Here is a 16,771-nt window from a genome sequence, read left to right as displayed (position 1 = left end):
ATCAAACCGACCGCGCCCGACGGCGGTCGTCGCCCGGCTCAAGCTAAGCAGATCTCGGGCCACCGCGACCGATGATCGCCGCCAACTCCTTACTCGGTGTGGCAATCTGTGTGTGCCCGACCACCAACCTCGACGGAGCCGAGAATGCCTGCAGAAGCGCAAAACACCTCCCGCTATCTGGAGGTTGAGCGCAAGTTCGACGTCGTCGACTCCACGGTGTCACCGTCGTTCGAGGGCATCGCGGCCGTGGCTCGCGTCGAGAAGTCCCCGACCCAATCCCTGGACGCGGTGTACTTCGACACGCCGTCGCACGACCTGGCGCGGCACCGGATCACGCTGCGGCGCCGCACGGGTGGCCACGACGCGGGGTGGCACCTGAAGCTGCCGGCCGGACCCGACGCCCGCACCGAGATCCGGGTGCCGCTGGGCACTTCCGGCGCCGAAGACACCGTGCCGGGCGAGCTGCTCGACGTCGTGCTGGCGATCGTTCGGGATCGGCGGGTGGAGCCGGTCGCGCGCATCAGCACCGAGCGGGAAACCCAGTTGCTGTACGGCGCCGACGGCACCGCGCTGGCCGAGTTCAGCAACGACCAGGTCACCGCCTGGTCGGGTGGCGCCGCGGGCGCCGGATCGGCCCCGGCCGAACAGGAGTGGCGCGAGTGGGAACTCGAACTCGTCGCCGGGAACGGCACCGCCGACACCGCGTTGTTGAGCCGGTTGAGCAATCGGCTGCTCGACGCGGGCGCCGCACCGGCCGGGCACGGCTCGAAGCTGGCACGCGTGCTCGACGTGCCCGCCAACGACACCCGTCCCCAGGACCCGGTGCACCGCGCGGTGGCCGAGCAGGTCGACGAGCTGTTGGCGTGGGACCGCGCGGTGCGCGCCGACGTCGACGACGCCGTGCACCAGATGCGGGTGACCACCCGCAAGATCCGCAGCCTGCTGCGGGAGTCGCAGGACGCGTTCGGGTTGTCCGACGGCGCCTGGATCCTGGATGAATTGCGCGAGCTGGCAACCGTTCTGGGCGTGGCGCGCGACGCCGAGGTGCTCGGGCAGCGCTACGAGCAGGCGCTGAGCCGGCTGACGCCGGAGCTGGTGCGCGGGCCGATTTGGGAGCGTCTGGTGGAGGGCGCCCGGCGGCGCTACCAGACGGGGTTACGCCGGTCGCTGATCGCGATGCGCTCGCAGCGATACTTCCGCCTGCTCGACGCCCTCGATGCGGTGGTGGCCGAAATCCCGGTTCCCACGGCCGGTAAGCCGTCACCGACGGTGACCATCGACGGCGCCTACAAAAAGGTCCGCAAGGCGGCGAACGCTGCCGCCAAACTGGACCAGGTCGACCAGACCGACCAGGAGTACGAGCACCACCGCGACGAGGCGCTGCACCGGATCCGCAAGCGCGCCAAGCGACTTCGCTACATCGCGGCGGCCACCGGCGTCGACGAGGTGTCGCGGCAGGCCAAGGCCATCCAGACGCTGCTCGGCGACCACCAGGACAGCGTGGTCAGCCGCGAGCACCTGGACCACCAGGCCCACGCCGCACACGTCGCCGGCGAGGACACCTTCACCTACGGCCTGCTGTACCAGCAGGAGGCCGACCTGGCGGAGAGCTGCCGACAGCAGCTCGACGACGCGCTGCGCAGGCTCGCCAAGGCGGTGCGCAAGGCCCGGGACTGAGCCCATAGGCCGGCGAGCAGACGCGAAAGCACCCGCACGCCCGGCGTGTCGGGTGCTTTCGCGTCTGCTCGGCAAGGGGCGGACGAGTTGGCCTGTAAGCCGGATTCTGTTCCCCGCCGCTGCGGCTTGAGCAGCGGCGGCGGGGCGGCGACCATCCATCTGGACACACCGTCACCGGGTGCCTCGAGCGGCCTACCCGCAGGCTCGGGCGAGCAACCCTCGGACGCCTGCGCGGCCGCACTTGCGTGCGGCCTTCTTGGCCTTGCTTCGGGTGGGGTTTGCCGAGCCATTCCGGTCACCCGGAATGCTGGTGCGCTCTTACCGCACCGTTTCACCCTTACCACCGCGAGGGTGGCGGTCTGTTTTCTGTGGCACTTTCCCGCGAGTCACCTCGGATTGCCGTTAGCAATCACCCTGCTCTGTGAAGTCCGGACTTTCCTCGACTCGACCCGGTCTCAGACCGGCCCGAGCCGCGGTCGCCCGGCCAACTCGTCCGCGACGATCCACGGTACCCGCTGCGGAATCCGCTGGCCAGCGGCGTTCGGCCATTTACGCAATGATTCAATCATTGCCTAATTAGTGACGTTGGTGTCACGCTGACCGCATGACAGAAACCGAAGGGTTCGTCGACCAGACGGTGATGGGTCTCGCGGAGCCACAGCCGATGTACAAGGCGCTGCGGGAATCGACCCCGGTGTTCCGGTCGCCGCAGGCGGTCGTGCTCAGCCGGCTGGCCGACATCGAGATGGCACTCAAGCACACCGAGCTGTTTTCGTCGAACATGGACGCGGTCGATCTGGGCAACGTGCGACCGATGATCCCCCTGCAGATCGACCCGCCCGAGCACGCGAAGTACCGCCGCATCCTCGATCCGCTGTTCACCCCGCGGGAGATGGCCCGACGGGAACCGCGTGTCACCGAGCTGGTCAACGAGATGATCGACCGCTTCGCCGGCCGGGGCGAGTGCGACTTCCACGAGGAGTTCGCGGTTCCCCTGCCCTGCACCGTCTTCCTGCAATTGCTCGGCCTGCCGCTGGAGGACCTCGACCAGTTCCTGGTGTGGAAGGACGGCATCATCCGCCCCGAGGGCGACTCCGGCTTCGACCGCCGCCACGAGACCTCGGCGCCCACGGCGCAACAGATCTACGCCTACTTCGAGCGCGCCATCGACGACCACATCGCCAGCCCCCGCGACGACGTGCTGTCGGCGATGATCGCGGCGAGAATCGAGGGTCAGCCGCTGTCGCGCGAGGAGCTGCTCGACATCTGCTTCCTGTTCCTGATCGCGGGCCTCGACACGGTGACCGACTCGCTGGACTGCTTCTTCGTCTACCTGGCGCGCCATCCCGAACACCGGCGACAGCTCGTCGAGCAGCCCGACATCCTGCCCGGCGCCATCGAGGAGTTGTTGCGCTGGGAGACACCGGTTCCCGGCGTCGCCCGGGTCTGCGTGCAGGACACCGAGGTCGGTGGTTGCCCGATCAGCAAGGGCGAACGGGTCAGCCCGTTGCTGGGCGCGGCGAACACCGACCCGGCCGAGTTCCCCGACCCGGAGCTGGTCGACTTCAACCGCAGCCCCAACCGGCACCGCGCGTTCGGCGGCGGGCCGCACCGCTGCCTCGGATCGCATTTGGCCCGCATGGAGCTGCGGGTGGCGCTGCGCGAATTCCACCGCCGGATACCGGATTACGAGATCAAGCCCGGCGCGCGGTTGACGTATACCGCTGCGCTGCGGTCGGTGGAGTCGCTGCCGTTGGTGTTCCCGGTTTCATGACCCGCGCCGGCGACAATTTGGTATGCAGCGATGAGGTGGGGGCACCTCCCGCTTGCGGGGGAGAGCGGCGCAAATGACTCGCGTGTCCGTCGACCCCGAACGCTGCACCGGGCACGGTCGCTGCTACACCCTGGCGCCCGACGTGTACGACGCCGACGAGGTCGGTCACTGCGTCGTGCTCGCCGAGGAGGTCTCGGGCGAACTCGAGGCGCAGGCCGCCATCGGCGAGCAGAACTGCCCCGAGCGGGCAATCACCCTGTCCCGCTAGGGATTACGCAAAGCAGACGACGCTGCGCGCCCCGCGCCCGGCGGTCATGTCGGTGAACGCCGCCTCGACGTCCTCGATGCCGATCCGTCGCGTCACCAGCGCTTCGAGGTCGAGCCGGCCGCGTCGGGCCAGCTCGGCGAGCACCGGGATATCGCGCGCCGGGTCGCTGGCGCCGTAGACACTGCCCTGGATCGCCTTGCCGTCGGCCATCAGCGACAGCGCGGGAAACGTCACCTCCTCCGCAATCCCGGCGGCGCCCACCAGCGTGACCTTGCCGCCGCGGCGGGTGGCCTCGTAAGCGGCGCGCATCGTGGCGGGCTTGCCCACCACCTCGATTCCGTGATCGACCCCGGCACCCCCGGTGAGGTCGTGCACCGCGGCGACGACGTCGGCCTCGCCGGCGTCGACGGTGTCGGTCGCGCCGTTGGCCACGGCGGCGGGAAGTTGGCCGGCGACCCGGTCGGCGGCGATGATCCGCCCCGCACCGGCCAGCCGCGCCCCCTGGATCACGGCCAAACCCACACCGCCGCAACCGATTACGAGCACACTCTCGCCCGGGCGCACACCCGCGGTGCGCATCACCGCGCCAACCCCGGTGGTGACGCCGCAGCCCAGCAGCGCCGCAAGGTCGAACGGCAGCGACTCGTCCACCGGCACCACCGCGGCCGCCGGCAGCAGCGTCTGCTCGGCCAGCGACCCGACACCCATCCCGGGCCACACCGGCCCGCCGCCGCTTTCGGCGTACGGATCGCCGTAGGCGTGGTCGTAGCCGTGCGCGCACAGCTGGGCCTCGCCGCGCAGGCAATGCGGACACGACCGGCAGGGCACGTTCCACGTCAGCACCACGTGGTCGCCCGGGCGCACGGTGCTGACGTCGGCGCCGGCCTCCGCGACGACCCCGGCGCCCTCATGCCCGAGCGTCGACGGCAGCAGCGTCGGTATCGACCCGTCGCGCAGCGACAGGTCACTGTGGCACACGCCGCTGGCGCGAAGTTGCACCCGCACCTCGTGCCGGCCGACCGGCCGCAGCTCGAGCTCCTCGACCGCCGTGGGCCGGCCGACCTCGCGCAGCACGACGGCCTTCATGGGGCCCTCGGGGGAGGGAAAAGTGTGATCGGCGTCATAGCGACCTACGATGGCGGGACAACCGCACCGGGTCAAGGGAGACAGGGATGACGGGATCAACGACGATCGCGCGCGAAACCCAGGCCGCCGCCGAGGCGGTGCTGACGATCGGCGGCCGGCCGCAGCCGGGCGCGGCGGGCACCTACCCCGTCCACAACCCGGCGCGGCCGGCCGAGATCGTCGGCCACGCACCCGCCGCCAACAGGGCCCAGCTCGACGCCGCCGTGGCGGCAGCGCGGGAGGCCGCGCCCGGATGGCGGGCGCTCGGCATCACCGAGCGGATCGCCGCCTTCGCCGCCGCGGCGACCACCGCCGCCGAACGGTTGGCCGCACGCGACGGCGCGCGGCTGTACACCCGCGAGCACGGCAAGGTGCTGTCCGAGGCGAACTTCGAGATCGACACCGGGCCAAGCCTCGCCGGGCTCATCGGGTCGATGGCCGAGGCCGCGCTCGCGCCCGAGCAGATCGACCCGCAGTCGAAATACCCACGGCTGCACCGGGAGCCGTTCGGCGTGGCCGCGCTGGTGCTTCCGTTCAACTGGCCGCTCGCGCTGACCATGACGAAGCTGGCGTCGGCGCTGACGGCGGGCAACACCGCCGTCGTCAAGGTCCCGCCGACCTGCCCGCTGGCGGCGCTCCATCTTGCCGGGGCGCTGGCCGAGGCGCTGCCGCCGGGCGTGGTCAACGTGCTCGCGGGCCCGGGCAGCGAACTCGCCCAGGCGCTGGTCACCCACCCCGGCATCGACCTCATCTCGCTGACCGGCGGCGTCGCCACCGGCCGCGCGGTCATGGCGGCGGCCGCCCGGCGGCTCACCCCGGTGCTGCTCGAGCTCGGCGGAAACGACGCCGCGATCATCGCACCCGACCTCCCGGTCAGCGACGAGCTGGTGGAGCGGCTGGTGACGGCGACCTACACCACCGGCGGCCAGGTGTGCATGGCGATCAAGCGGCTGTATGCGCCCACCGGACGGGTCGGCGAACTGGCCGAGGCGGTGCTGGCGCGCTGCGAGCGGGAGGTCGTCGGCGACGGCCTCGCCGACGAGGTGACGCTGGGGCCGCTGCACACCGCCGCCGGGCGCAACCGGGTCACCGCGCTGCTCGCCGACGCCGAGGCGCGGGGCGCGACGGTGCGCACCGGGGGACGGATCCGCGGGGCCGACGCCGACGCGGGCGGATATTTTGTGCTGCCGACCGTCGTCACCGATCTGCCCCCGGACTCGAAGCTGGCCACCGAGGAGCAGTTCGGCCCGGTGCTGCCGATCTTCGGCTACGACACCATCGAGGACGCCGTAACCGCCGCCAACGCAACGGAATTCGGCCTCACCGCGTCGGTGTGGACCGGTGACGACGCGCTCGCCGATCGGGTCACCGGGCAGCTGGTGGCGGGCACGGTCAGCGTCAACTGCCACGGCCTGGCCGCCCAGGACCCGCGCCTGCCGTTCGGCGGCTGCGGCCAGTCCGGCATCGGGCGCGAGCTCGGCGTCGAGGGAATCCGAGCGTTCACCCAGCCACGGGCCTTCGTCCGGCACCCCGCCCCGGGCTGACGGCGCCGGTCACCTCGGCAAACGCGGGTTTGGGCCGCCGCGACCTGGCTATTCTCCCCCGGTCATGACAGAACGCTTACCGGCGCGGACGCGACGGCGGCGCCGGGACGGCAACCGTTCGTTTACGGTCGGCGCCAAGGCGCTCGCCGCGCTGACGGCCGCGGTGGTCGTCGCCGTCGTCGCCATCGGCTGGATCACCTACCGCAGCGCATCGGCGGGCATCACCAAATCCGACGCGTTGGCCGGTGAACCCCCGTCGCCCGGAAGCGACCAGAACATCCTGATCATGGGGCTGGACAGCCGTCGCGACCAGCACGGGCGGCCGCTGCCGCCCGACATCTACGACGCGCTGCACGCGGGCGGCGAGGATTCCGGCGACGGCGACGCCGACGCGCTGATCGTGTTGCACCTGCCCGCCGCCGGCGCCCCGGCCACGGCGATCTCGATACCCCGCGACGACTACGTCGATCTGGCCGGCTGCCCGACCACGGATTGCCGCGGCAAGATCAAGGAGGCCTACAGCCTCGCCTACCAGCGCGTGCTGGACGGCCGCGACTCGGTGCCGGAATCCGACGGCCCCGGCGTTGACTCCGCGACGGCGAAGGAACAGGCCGCGCGTGAGGCGGGCCGTCGAGCCGAGATCGGCACCGTCAAGCGTCTGCTGCAAATCCCGATCGACCACTTCGTCGAGGTCACCCTGGCCGGGTTCTTTCAGATCGCGCGCGTGGTCGAACCGATCACCGTGTGCCTCAACGAGGACACCTCCGATCGCTACTACTCGGGCGCGGACTTTCACCGGGGCGTCCAGCAGATCAACGCGACCCAGGCGATGGCGTTCGTGCGGCAACGCCGCGACGCCAACGACGCGATGTTCACCGACCTCGACCGCAGCCGCCGCCAGCAGGCCTTCATCGCCTCGGTCGTCGTCGCGCTGCGCCGCGGCGGGGTCCTGTCGGACCTGACCCGGCTGCGCGCCCTGCTAAACATCGCCAAGCAACACGTCGCCGTCGACGCCGGTTTCGACCTAGACGAGTTCGTCCGTAACGCTTCGGCATTCGCCGACAGGCCGGTCGCGCTCTACACGCTGCCGGTGACCGGTTTCGGCGAAACCTCGGACGGCGCCTACGTCAATTACGTCGACCCGTCCGCCATCCGCTCCATCGTGCAGAACCTGGTGACCACCGATTCGCCCGCCACGCCCACGACGACCGAGGGCACCGCAGACAGCGTGACGCTCGACGTGGTCAACGCCTCGGGCAGACAGGGCAAGGCCGCCGAGCTCGAAAACGCCTTGGCGACGGGACAGTTCAGCGAGGGTCAGGTCAGCACCGCCGACTCGACCAGCCAGACGAGCACCATCGCCTACGGGCCGGGCGCGAAGGCGGCCGCAATCGAGCTCGCCGACCAATTCGGCATGACCGCCACCGAATCCGGCGGCGTCGCCCGCAACACGGTGCAACTGACCGTCGGGACCGATTTCTCTAGGTTCGACAATCTCAACCGCGCGCCGGTGTCGCCGAGCACCACCGCCACGGCACCGGTCACCACCGTGCCGGCCACCGGGACCGGCACCCAGGGGCCGACGCCCACCGACCTCACCCGCATGACCGCCGACGGCATCCCCTGCGTGAAATAGCAAGCCCGCCAAGACAACGCGGGTAACGCGAGTACAGTGGGTCGATGGCCGTCCCGTCCAACGAGCGGATGCTCGCCGGGGTCGCCGCCGCGTCCGTCGCGCTCGGGGTAGCGGAGCTGGTGGGCATCCCGTTCGGTGCGCGCGCCCACGCGCGCACCGCGATCGGCTCGGTGGCCGTCGACCTGACGCCGGGGCCCGTCAAGGAGTGGGCGATTCAGACCCTGGGCTCCTCGGACAAACTCTTCGTGGCCGTCGCCGTGCTGGTGGCGATCGCAACGATCGCCGCGATCGCCGGGACCCTCGAGACTCGGCGCCGCCCGCTCGGCAGCATCGTGATCGGCGCGGCGGGCGTGCTCGGATGCATCGCCGTGCTGTCTCGGCCGGGTGCCACGGCGCTCGACACCATCCCGACCGTCGCCGGCACCGCCTGCGGCATGGCGACGCTTCGCTGGCTGACCCGCCGGAGCCGGGCCGACGGGGCCGACCGCGACCAGCCGGACGCCGGCCGACGGAGGTTGGTCGTGTTGGGGTTGCTCGGGTTCGGAGTGGTGAGCGGCGTCGCGGGTGCGGTGGTCACGCGGTTGGTGCATTCGGTGGCCGCCGACCGCAACAGCCTTGCCCTTCCCCGACCGCGCACACCGGCGCCACCGATACCCGACGGTGTGCAGCCGAAAGGCGTTGCGCTGCCGAGCTTTGTCACGGCCAGCCCCGACTTCTACCGCGTCGACACCGTGCTCGTGGTTCCCCAACTCAGCCGACGCGACTGGCGGCTGCGCATCCACGGCATGGTTGACCACGAAACCACCTACAGCTTCGACGACCTCAACCACTTCGACATCGTCGAAACCGTGACGACGTTGACCTGCGTGTCGAATCCCGTTGGGGGCGACCTGATTTCGACGGGAGTCTGGACGGGCTACCGGGTGGCCGACCTGCTGGCCGTGGCCGGTGTGCACAAGGACGCCGATATGGTGCTCTCGACGTCGAGCGACGGGTTCACCGCCGGCACACCGGTGGACGCGCTCACCGACGGCCGCAACGCGCTGCTGGCCGTCGGCCTCAACGGTGAGCCGCTGCCCATCGAGCACGGCTACCCGGCCCGGCTGGTGGTACCCGGGCTGTACGGCTACGTGTCGGCCACCAAGTGGGTGGTCGACATGGAGCTGACCCGCTTCGACAGGGCACAGGCGTACTGGACGCGGCAGGGCTGGGCGCCGCGCGCGCCGATCAAGACCGAGTCGCGCATCGACGTGCCGAAAGGTGGTCAGAAGGTGCCGCTGGGGCCCGTCGTGTTCGGCGGCGTCGCGTGGGCACAGAATCGCGGCGTGCGGGCCGTGGAGGTCCGCATCGACGATGGGGTGTGGCAGCCCGCCGAACAGGGCGCGAGCTATTCCAACGACACGTGGCGGTTGTGGAGATTCCCCTGGCAGGCGAAAAGCCCTGGGAGGCACACCATCACCGTGCGCGCCACCGACAACAGCGGAGCCGTCCAGACCCCGGATCGGGTTGGTCCCGTGCCCGACGGCGCCACCGGCTGGCACACGGTGGACTTCACCGTGGCGCAGGCCTGAGGCGCTACTGCAGCGCTATTTCGAGGAGAGCTTCCGCCAACTGAATACCGCGATCGCGACGCCGATCAGCGCGGTGATCGGGCCGATGATCGACCAGGTCGTGGTGTTGCTCATCGGGCTACCAAGAAGCACCCCGAATCCCTGCAGCGCCCAGATCAGCCCGAACAGAGCAACGATTACCCCGAACCCGAGCGTCACGACGAATGTCCTTCTCATACATGAATCCTAGGCGCTGGCGGCGGTTTACGGACCCGCGAAATCACCGACCGCGGTCGTCTTGTTGCCGTCCAGGGCGGTGGCGAAGTCGCGGCGATCGCGGCCGAAGTCCTGACGTTCCCCGCAGTCTGAGGACCGCGCCAGATTGGGATCGGTAGCAGTGAGTTCGGTGCTAACGTGCACCCATGCAACGTGCCGATAGCAACGACGCATCGGCCGCGTCTAGGGAACCGATCCGCTGTGAACTGGTCCCGGTTCAGTCGCGCGAATACGAAAGCTCTTGGCGACCGAATAACAGGCTGAAGCCGCCGGCGCCGCCGCTCGTCCTTGAGGTGGGGACAAACGGTGCGGTCCGGGTAACCGACCCGAACACCGAGGCGCTCGTTGCCTCGACTTGGCTGGCAGAAGTTACAGCGGCACCGGCCCTGTACTCACATGCGGGCGGAGGAGACCATGCGCCAGGTCGCCCTTCCTACACGCAGCCCCTGCTGATCGTTGAAGTTCCCGGCTTGCAGCCCCTGAGAATTGGGGCTTGCCCGATGAGTTCCGGGTTCAAAGGTATCCCCCAATTTCGTTATGGCTGGCGCGGCAGCGTCCACTCGACGGATCTCATCCTCTATTGGGTGCTCATGTTGGTCGGTTGGGTGCGCGGCCGCGGTTGGATTCGCGGTGCAAAAGAACCCACTTATGTTGTCACAGAAGCGGAATGGGTGACGCTGGCCCAGAATTTTGGCCTTGGCGCCCGCCTCATCGAGGAGCATGCCCCCGGGGAGATGGGCCGACGAGACCGACACAACTCTTGAGACGCGTTAATTCACGGTTTCAGCGCGCGCCGATGAAGTCGCGGAACTTCGCCGGGAGCTCGGCCGCTTCGACCATCCGCAGGAAGTCGGGCGTGGTCACGGCGCTGTAGGTTTCTTCGCCGATGATGAGGCCGTCGGCATCGAACGGCCAGACGATCAGCATGCGCAGTGTCAGCAGATAGAACCCGTCTCGATCGTCGACGGGAAAGCCCCGCGATGCCGCGTCGGCGCCGTAGTACAGGGAGCGGAAATAGCCCTCGGTGACGATCGTGTCGTCGTCGACGACGATTCGGTCCATCTCGAACTCCAGGCACCACTGGCCGCCCTTGACGATCGTGTCCTCGTAGAAGCTCCGGACCGCCTCGCGCCCAACGGGACTCATGTCCTCGGGCGCTCCCCATGCCACGTAGCGTGGGTTCGGGGTCAGCGTCGACATCACACGATCGAGATCCAGCGTGGCCTCCCCCTTGGCGTGGTCGAGCAGCCGCTCCAGCATCAGGAGATGCCGTGGGTTGGTGGTCTTCGCGATCCGCTCCTCGAGGAGCCGGAACGTCTTGGTGGGATCGATGAGTTCGGTCATGAGCGTCCTTCCCGCGGATGGCCTGACGAATTTTTCCACGACGGGAAGACACACCCAGGCTTTTGTCCCGCTGGGTGAGAACCGCCTGTAACTCGTTTATTTCGCGACGGCATTCAGCTCTGCTCTGGCCTGGTCGATTTGGTCGTAGGCGTAGGTCACCATCGTGGTGGTGGTCACCGTCTCACCCATGCGAGCGAGGGATTCGTAGGTCTGGTCGCTCCTAAAACGTCTTGCTAGGCGGGTTCGGGTGTGCGCACCGCGACGAAGAACCGGCGCAGCGCGTCCGCCATCCGGGCCCTTATGGGTGCGCCCGAGAGGACGACGTCGACCATCGCCAGCGACTGGTGGGTGTGGCCGCGGGCACGGACGCGCTCCGTCGGGACGCCCGCCGCTTCGAGCACGGCGGCGTAGGCCTCACCGTCGTCGCGCAGGGGATCGAATTCGGCGGTCACCACGATCGCCGGCGGCAGCCCGGACAGGTCGGCGTGTGAGGGCGCGAAGCGGGAATCGCTTCGATGCGCCTCGTCGATGTAGTGGTCGCAGAACCACCGGAGCAGCGGCGTCGTCAGGCCGTAGCCGTCGGCGTTCTCGGCGAAGGACCCGCCGGTCATGTCACCGCCCATCATCGGCGTCAACAACGCCTGACCGAGGATGTTCGGTCCGCCCGCGTCCCGCGCCAGCCGGCATACCACCGCCGCGAGCCCGCCGCCCGCGCTCCAGCCACACACCGCGAGCTGTCCCGGCCGGCCCCCGAGCGCCTCGGTGTTGTCGGCTACCCATCGCACCGCGGCCATGGCGTCGTCGACCGCCGCGGGGAATCGGTGCTCGGGCGCGTGCCGGTAATCGGCCGAGACGACGACCGCGTCGCTTCGCACGCAAAGGTCCCGGCACAGCGGATCGTCCGAGACGGCGTCACCCAGAACGTAGCCGCCGCCATGGAAATACACGACGATCGGGTGTGGGCCCGGTGTCGGCGGCCGGTAAAGCCGGTACGCCAGATCCCCTGTGGCGCCGGGGAACACGCCGTCGACGATCTCGCCGACGTCCGGTCCCGGCGGTCGCGTCGTCGACATCTGCGCGTAGAAGGCGCGGGCCTCCGGCGCGGCCATCGACTCCATCGGCGGCAGATCCAGCGCCGCCACCTCGTTGAGGACCATCTCGACGTCGGGTTGCAGCCGGCGCACCACCCCGTCGTTGCAACGCGAGCCGTTGGGACCGGACAGCGTGAAACCCAGGTAATCGCGGGCGACCACCTCGTCGCAACCGGCGCGGTAGAAGTCGAAGCCCGCGCAGTAGGGCAGGAAAACTCGTGGCTTGCCCGGAACGTTGGCGCCCATGTACCAGGAGTTCGCGGCCGGGTAGAGGGTGATGTCGGCGCAGTCGTTGACGTGTTGTGTCCACCCAGCCTCGGCCGTCTCGGTGGGCTCGATGACGTCGAAGCCGCCCGCGCCCAGGCGATCGAGGCAGTCCAGCACCCAGTCCACGTGTTGTTCGATCGAGACGGTCATGTTCGACAGCACCGAGGGACTGCCGGGACCGGTGATGAAGAACAGGTTGGGAAAGCCGACCGCGGTCAGCCCGAGGTAGGTCTGCGGCCCGTTCGCCCATTTGTCCCTCAGCGCCAGGCCATTACGGCCCGTGATGTCGACGGCCGTGATCGCGCCAGTCACCGCGTCGAATCCGGTGGCGAAGACGATCGCGTCGAAGTCGAACGACTCGTCGGCGGTGTCGATGCCCGTTTCCGTGATCCGCCGGATCGGATGATTTCGGACGTTGACCAGGCGCACGTGCGGCAGGTTGTAGGTGGCGTAGTAGTTGCTGTCCAGGCACGGCCTTTTCGTCGCGAGGGGGTGATCGGTCGGGCACAGATCGGCCGCCGTCTGCGGATCGTCGACGATGGAGCGGATCTTGTTCCGGACGAACTCGGCGTACTCGTGGTTGGCGGCGGGGTTGCTCAACACGTCGGCGAAAACGTTGATGGCCTCGAACAGCAAGCCGGCTTCCCAGGCGCGCTCGTAGCGTTGTTGTCGCTCGGTCTCAGACACGGACAGCGTCGGGGTGATGCTGCGCTCCATCGGAATGCCGGCGGGCGAAACCTTCGCCCTCGCCCGGTATTCCGCCTCGTTTTCCGCCTGCGCGAGCTTCTCGGGCGGCATCGGTCCGTTGCGCGCCGGGATCGAGAAGTTCGGCGTGCGCTGGAACACCACCAGCTGTCGCGCCTGCTGCGCGATCACCGGAATCGATTGCACGCCAGACGAACCCGTGCCGATTACCGCCACCCGCTTGCCGGTGAAGTCGACCGGCTCGCGCGGCCAGCGGCTGGTGAAGTAGACCTCACCGGCGAACCGCTCGAGCCCGTCGACCTCGGCCGGCTTGGGCATGGACAAACAACCGGTGGCCATCACCACGAAGCGCGCGGTGATCTCGTCGCCGCCCTCGGTGGTCACCCGCCACAGCGACGCGTCGTCGTCCCAGCCCGCCCGCCGAACCCGCGTCGAGAAGGTGATGTGGCGCCGCAGGTCGTGCTTGTCGGCGACGTGGTTCAGGTAGCGCAGGATCTCGGGCTGGGTGGCGTACTTCTCCGACCACTGCCAGTCGCGCCGCCAGTCCGGATCGAAGCTGTACATGTAGTCGATGCTGGGCACATCGACGCGGGCGCCCGGGTACCGGTTCCAATACCATGTGCCGCCCAGGTCGTCGGCCGCCTCGAACACCCGGAATCGGTACCCGTCGCGGCTCAGCCGGTAGGCGAGGTACAGGCCCGCGATGCCCGCGCCCACCACGACGACGTCGACGTCCGGCGCCGGCCGGTCGGTCCTGGCTGTCCTGGCTGTGTCGGTCATCATCCGATCATCACGCCACGACCACCGGCTGTCACGAGTACCGCAATACTCGACGCCGGCCGCGACCGAGGTTGCCGCTCAAGGAGCCGATATGGCGGCACTTACCAAATGGATAGGAAACCCTTCCCTTGGGTGAGCGAAATCTGGCTTTCCGGGTGATTACCAGGGCGTCTTCCATGCCCGAGCATTTGAGTCATGACTTTCACCGCCACACTGCAGAAGAGCCGCACCATCAGCGACGCCGACCTCGCCCGCGCCGCGGCGGCCGGCGATCGCGCTGCGCTGGCCGGCATCTACAACCGCTATTCCGGCCCGCTGCACACCTATTGCGTGGGCATCCTGCGCGACCGCCACGCGGCCTCCGACTGCGTGCAAGATGTCTTCTGCATCGCGTCGGCGGAGCTGCCGAAGCTGCGCAACGCGGACAGGCTGCGGCCGTGGCTGTACGCCATCGCACGGCGCGCCGCGCTGCGTGCCCTGTCCGAACGCCGCCGCGAGCGCGCCTTCGATGAGCTGCCCGAGAACCCGGCGGCCGGCCCGGGTCCGTTCACGCTGACGGCGCAGAGCGAACTCGCCCGACTGATCGCCCAGGCGGCGGACGGATTATCCGACCGCGACCGCGACGTGCTGGAGCTCTCCTACCGGAAGGGCATGACCGCAGCCGAGCTCGCGGACAGCCTGGGCATGAGCTACGACTCCACCAAGAAGCTGCTGCAACGGCTGCGCGACACCGTCGCACGCTCATTGGGCGCGCTGTTGGTGGCGCGACACGCAGCCCAGCACGGGTGCCCGCAGCTCGCCGCGGACCTGTCCGGCTGGGACGAGCAGTTCACCGTCCTGATACGGAAACGCGTTGCGCGCCATATCGAGTCGTGCTCCACATGCGACGACTACCGCCGCAGCGTCCTCAACGCCGTCGCCATGCTCGGTGGCGGAGTGCTCGACAAGGTTTCCTAACGCTCAATGTTGCGAACGGCGGTCGCGCAGCATGGAGCGGTTGACGGCCCCGAGCCGGATGGCCGCGTTGGCCAGCCGAACTCGGCGATCTCCCTCGGTGGTGATGCCGAACTTGTCGTACAGGTGTTGCAGATGTTGCTTGACGGCGGCCTCCGTGACGAACAGGTCCTCGGCGATCCGGCGAACCGATGCGGGCTCGGGAAACGGGTCATCGGAAACAAAGGGGCGGCACAAAGCCTTGAGGACATCAAGCTCACGCGGGGTCATGCGGGGCGGTCGCAGGATGTTCCGACCGGTTTCGGTTTCTTGATCGAAGGATGCGTCGCCGGTGTCACTCGTCATCCAGAAGACCAATCGTGAGCTGCCGAGCCGCAATTCGTCTCCAGACCGCAGTATCCGCTCCGCCACGATCCTTTCGCCGTTGACATAGGTCCCGTTGCGGCTGCCCAGATCCCGCACCGACCAGGCCTGCCCGAAGTTCTCCAGGACAGCGTGGACGCGTGACACGGTCGTGTCGTGTTCGAGCGACACGGCATTGGTCGGGGCCTTGCCGACGGTCACCCGTTCACCGCTGAGCGCGACAAGCTCCCGTCCCGACGGTTTCCACACTTCCAAGTGGGACGACATCCAGGCCCCTCCTATCAGGCCAATTCTGACGCAGCGACGGCCACCGGCCCGCGAAGACTATCGCGCGATACGGATGACAAAGGAGTCTGTGCTCTCGTCGTAACCGACCGTTTCATCCACGAACAGCTCCCCCACGGTGCGGCCGTCCTCGGCGACCGCGAGGAACCTCGCCTCCTCCTGGTCGTATGTCACGGAGCCTTGCACGAACATCGCCGCGACCTCGTGCCCGTCGGCGCCGAAAACGACAAGCTTCAAGCCTCCGGCGTCCTTGACGTACTGCGCCGCTTCGGCACGTGTCACGACCATCGCTGGGATTCCTTTCTGCTCGCACTTCGATTGCAGCAAAGTATTCCTGACGTCGCATACTCCTATTTGTGTCACTTATACTCATCCTATGAGTAAGCGTCTGCAAGTCCTCCTTGATGCCGACGAATGGGAAGAATTGCAACAGATCGCACGGCGGCACCGCACGACCGTCTCCGAGTGGGTTCGCCGCACGTTGCGTGAGGCACGCCAGCGTGAGCCGGGCGGCGACCTGGACGCCAAGTTGCGCGCCATCCGCGGCGCAGTACGTCATGAATTCCCGACCGCCGATATCGAGCAGATGCTCGAAGAGACCGAGCGCGGTTACCAGGTGCCGCCGGAAAATTCGCAGTGATCTTCGTCGACGCCAACATTCCGATGTACCTCGTGGGTGCGTCGCATCCCCACAAGCTCGATGCGCAACGTCTGCTGGAGTCCGCGCTTTCTGCCGGCCAACGGCTGGTCACCGACGCCGAGGTGTTGAAGGAGATCTGTCACCGCTACGCCGCGATCAACCGGCGGGAGGCGATTCAGCCGGCCTTCGATGCCATCCTCCCGGTGGTAGACGAGGTGCTACCCATCGGACGCACCGACGTGGAGCAAGCCAAAGACGTCCTCTTGCGTTATCCCGCCGTTTCGGCGAGGGACGCGTTGCACGTAGCAATCATGGTCCGCCACAACATTGCTCGACTGATGAGCTTCGACCGCGGCTTCGACGCATATCCGGGCATCGAGCGACTGAGTTAGCTGGCCCTGAACAACATCCGCCACACAAGCCACGGCCCGAAGGGAGACCATGGGTTTGTCCGCCTACGAGCGACAGGCCCACCGCGGTGGCAAAAGGCCC

16 protein-coding genes and 1 other RNA gene are annotated in these 16,771 nt (G+C 68.5%); 10 read left to right on the top strand and 7 right to left on the bottom strand.

The genetic code is table 11. From position 1 onward, the window contains the following. Window positions 1–144 precede the first annotated feature (144 nt). Entirely contained in the window at window positions 145–1,677 is a 1,533-nt protein-coding gene (locus AC5Y6X_RS14015) for a CYTH and CHAD domain-containing protein (protein WP_499986987.1), read from the top strand. 79 nt (window positions 1,678–1,756) lie between these two features. On the opposite strand, the gene rnpB is transcribed toward AC5Y6X_RS14015, so the two are convergent. Next, an RNA gene (gene rnpB, locus AC5Y6X_RS14010) (RNase P RNA component class A) lies at window positions 1,757–2,169 on the bottom strand. Window positions 2,170–2,281: 112 nt separating this feature from the next. On the opposite strand from rnpB, the gene AC5Y6X_RS14005 reads away from it, so the two are divergent. After that, entirely contained in the window at window positions 2,282–3,451 is a 1,170-nt protein-coding gene (locus AC5Y6X_RS14005; protein WP_499986986.1) for a cytochrome P450, read from the top strand. A 73-nt stretch (window positions 3,452–3,524) separates the two neighbouring features. Continuing rightward, on the top strand, window positions 3,525–3,719 hold the full coding sequence (locus AC5Y6X_RS14000; protein ID WP_499986985.1) for a ferredoxin: 195 nt from the start codon (window positions 3,525–3,527) through the stop codon (window positions 3,717–3,719). Between the two features lie 3 nt (window positions 3,720–3,722). On the opposite strand, the gene AC5Y6X_RS13995 is transcribed toward AC5Y6X_RS14000, so the two are convergent. Next, on the bottom strand, window positions 3,723–4,805 hold the full coding sequence (locus tag AC5Y6X_RS13995; RefSeq protein WP_499986984.1) for a Zn-dependent alcohol dehydrogenase: 1,083 nt from the start codon (window positions 4,803–4,805) through the stop codon (window positions 3,723–3,725). Between the two features lie 86 nt (window positions 4,806–4,891). Between AC5Y6X_RS13995 and AC5Y6X_RS13990 the strand changes: the two genes are divergently transcribed. From AC5Y6X_RS13990 to AC5Y6X_RS13980, 3 genes are all read left to right on the top strand, one after another. Further along, window positions 4,892–6,388, top strand: a complete 1,497-nt coding sequence (locus AC5Y6X_RS13990; RefSeq protein WP_499986983.1) for an aldehyde dehydrogenase family protein — start codon at window positions 4,892–4,894, stop codon at window positions 6,386–6,388. A gap of 64 nt (window positions 6,389–6,452) precedes the next feature. Further along, window positions 6,453–8,024, top strand: a complete 1,572-nt coding sequence (locus AC5Y6X_RS13985) for an LCP family protein (protein ID WP_499986982.1) — start codon at window positions 6,453–6,455, stop codon at window positions 8,022–8,024. A 44-nt stretch (window positions 8,025–8,068) separates the two neighbouring features. Then, window positions 8,069–9,595: a molybdopterin-dependent oxidoreductase gene (locus AC5Y6X_RS13980; RefSeq protein WP_499986981.1), complete on the top strand. Its 1,527-nt coding sequence runs from the start codon at window positions 8,069–8,071 to the stop codon at window positions 9,593–9,595. Window positions 9,596–9,610: 15 nt separating this feature from the next. Here AC5Y6X_RS13980 and AC5Y6X_RS13975 read toward each other — a convergent pair whose 3' ends face one another. Further along, a complete protein-coding gene (locus tag AC5Y6X_RS13975; protein ID WP_499986980.1) occupies window positions 9,611–9,811 on the bottom strand; it encodes a hypothetical protein in 201 nt (66 codons plus the stop codon). A 185-nt stretch (window positions 9,812–9,996) separates the two neighbouring features. On the opposite strand from AC5Y6X_RS13975, the gene AC5Y6X_RS13970 reads away from it, so the two are divergent. Next, entirely contained in the window at window positions 9,997–10,614 is a 618-nt protein-coding gene (locus tag AC5Y6X_RS13970) for a hypothetical protein (RefSeq protein WP_499986979.1), read from the top strand. A gap of 19 nt (window positions 10,615–10,633) precedes the next feature. On the opposite strand, the gene AC5Y6X_RS13965 is transcribed toward AC5Y6X_RS13970, so the two are convergent. Both AC5Y6X_RS13965 and AC5Y6X_RS13960 read right to left on the bottom strand, forming a co-directional pair. Next, window positions 10,634–11,194 carry a nuclear transport factor 2 family protein gene (locus tag AC5Y6X_RS13965; protein WP_499986978.1) on the bottom strand — a complete coding sequence of 187 codons (561 nt, stop codon included), beginning with the start codon at window positions 11,192–11,194 and terminating at the stop codon, window positions 10,634–10,636. Between the two features lie 233 nt (window positions 11,195–11,427). Continuing rightward, complete coding sequence (locus tag AC5Y6X_RS13960; protein WP_499986977.1) at window positions 11,428–14,037, bottom strand: flavin-containing monooxygenase; 2,610 nt, start codon at window positions 14,035–14,037, stop codon at window positions 11,428–11,430. A gap of 195 nt (window positions 14,038–14,232) precedes the next feature. Between AC5Y6X_RS13960 and AC5Y6X_RS13955 the strand changes: the two genes are divergently transcribed. Then, window positions 14,233–14,994, top strand: coding sequence for an RNA polymerase sigma factor (locus AC5Y6X_RS13955; protein ID WP_499986976.1), 762 nt, complete (start codon window positions 14,233–14,235; stop codon window positions 14,992–14,994). Between the two features lie 3 nt (window positions 14,995–14,997). On the opposite strand, the gene AC5Y6X_RS13950 is transcribed toward AC5Y6X_RS13955, so the two are convergent. Together AC5Y6X_RS13950 and AC5Y6X_RS13945 are read right to left on the bottom strand one after the other, a co-directional pair. Then, on the bottom strand, window positions 14,998–15,621 hold the full coding sequence (locus tag AC5Y6X_RS13950) for an FHA domain-containing protein (protein ID WP_499986975.1): 624 nt from the start codon (window positions 15,619–15,621) through the stop codon (window positions 14,998–15,000). Between the two features lie 57 nt (window positions 15,622–15,678). Continuing rightward, window positions 15,679–15,927 (bottom strand): hypothetical protein, encoded by a 249-nt coding sequence (locus AC5Y6X_RS13945; protein WP_499986974.1) that lies wholly within the window; start codon window positions 15,925–15,927, stop codon window positions 15,679–15,681. Between the two features lie 88 nt (window positions 15,928–16,015). Here AC5Y6X_RS13945 and AC5Y6X_RS13940 point away from each other — a divergent pair, with 88 nt between their 5' ends. Both AC5Y6X_RS13940 and AC5Y6X_RS13935 read left to right on the top strand, forming a co-directional pair. Further along, window positions 16,016–16,279, top strand: coding sequence for an antitoxin (locus tag AC5Y6X_RS13940; RefSeq protein ID WP_499986973.1), 264 nt, complete (start codon window positions 16,016–16,018; stop codon window positions 16,277–16,279). Beyond that, window positions 16,276–16,671: a type II toxin-antitoxin system VapC family toxin gene (locus tag AC5Y6X_RS13935; protein WP_499986972.1), complete on the top strand. Its 396-nt coding sequence runs from the start codon at window positions 16,276–16,278 to the stop codon at window positions 16,669–16,671. Before AC5Y6X_RS13940 ends, AC5Y6X_RS13935 begins: the two co-directional genes overlap by 4 nt. Window positions 16,672–16,771 lie beyond the last annotated feature (100 nt).

Source organism: Mycobacterium sp. NGS26 (assembly GCF_059813025.1).
This window is presented reverse-complemented; position numbering and strand designations above follow the sequence as displayed.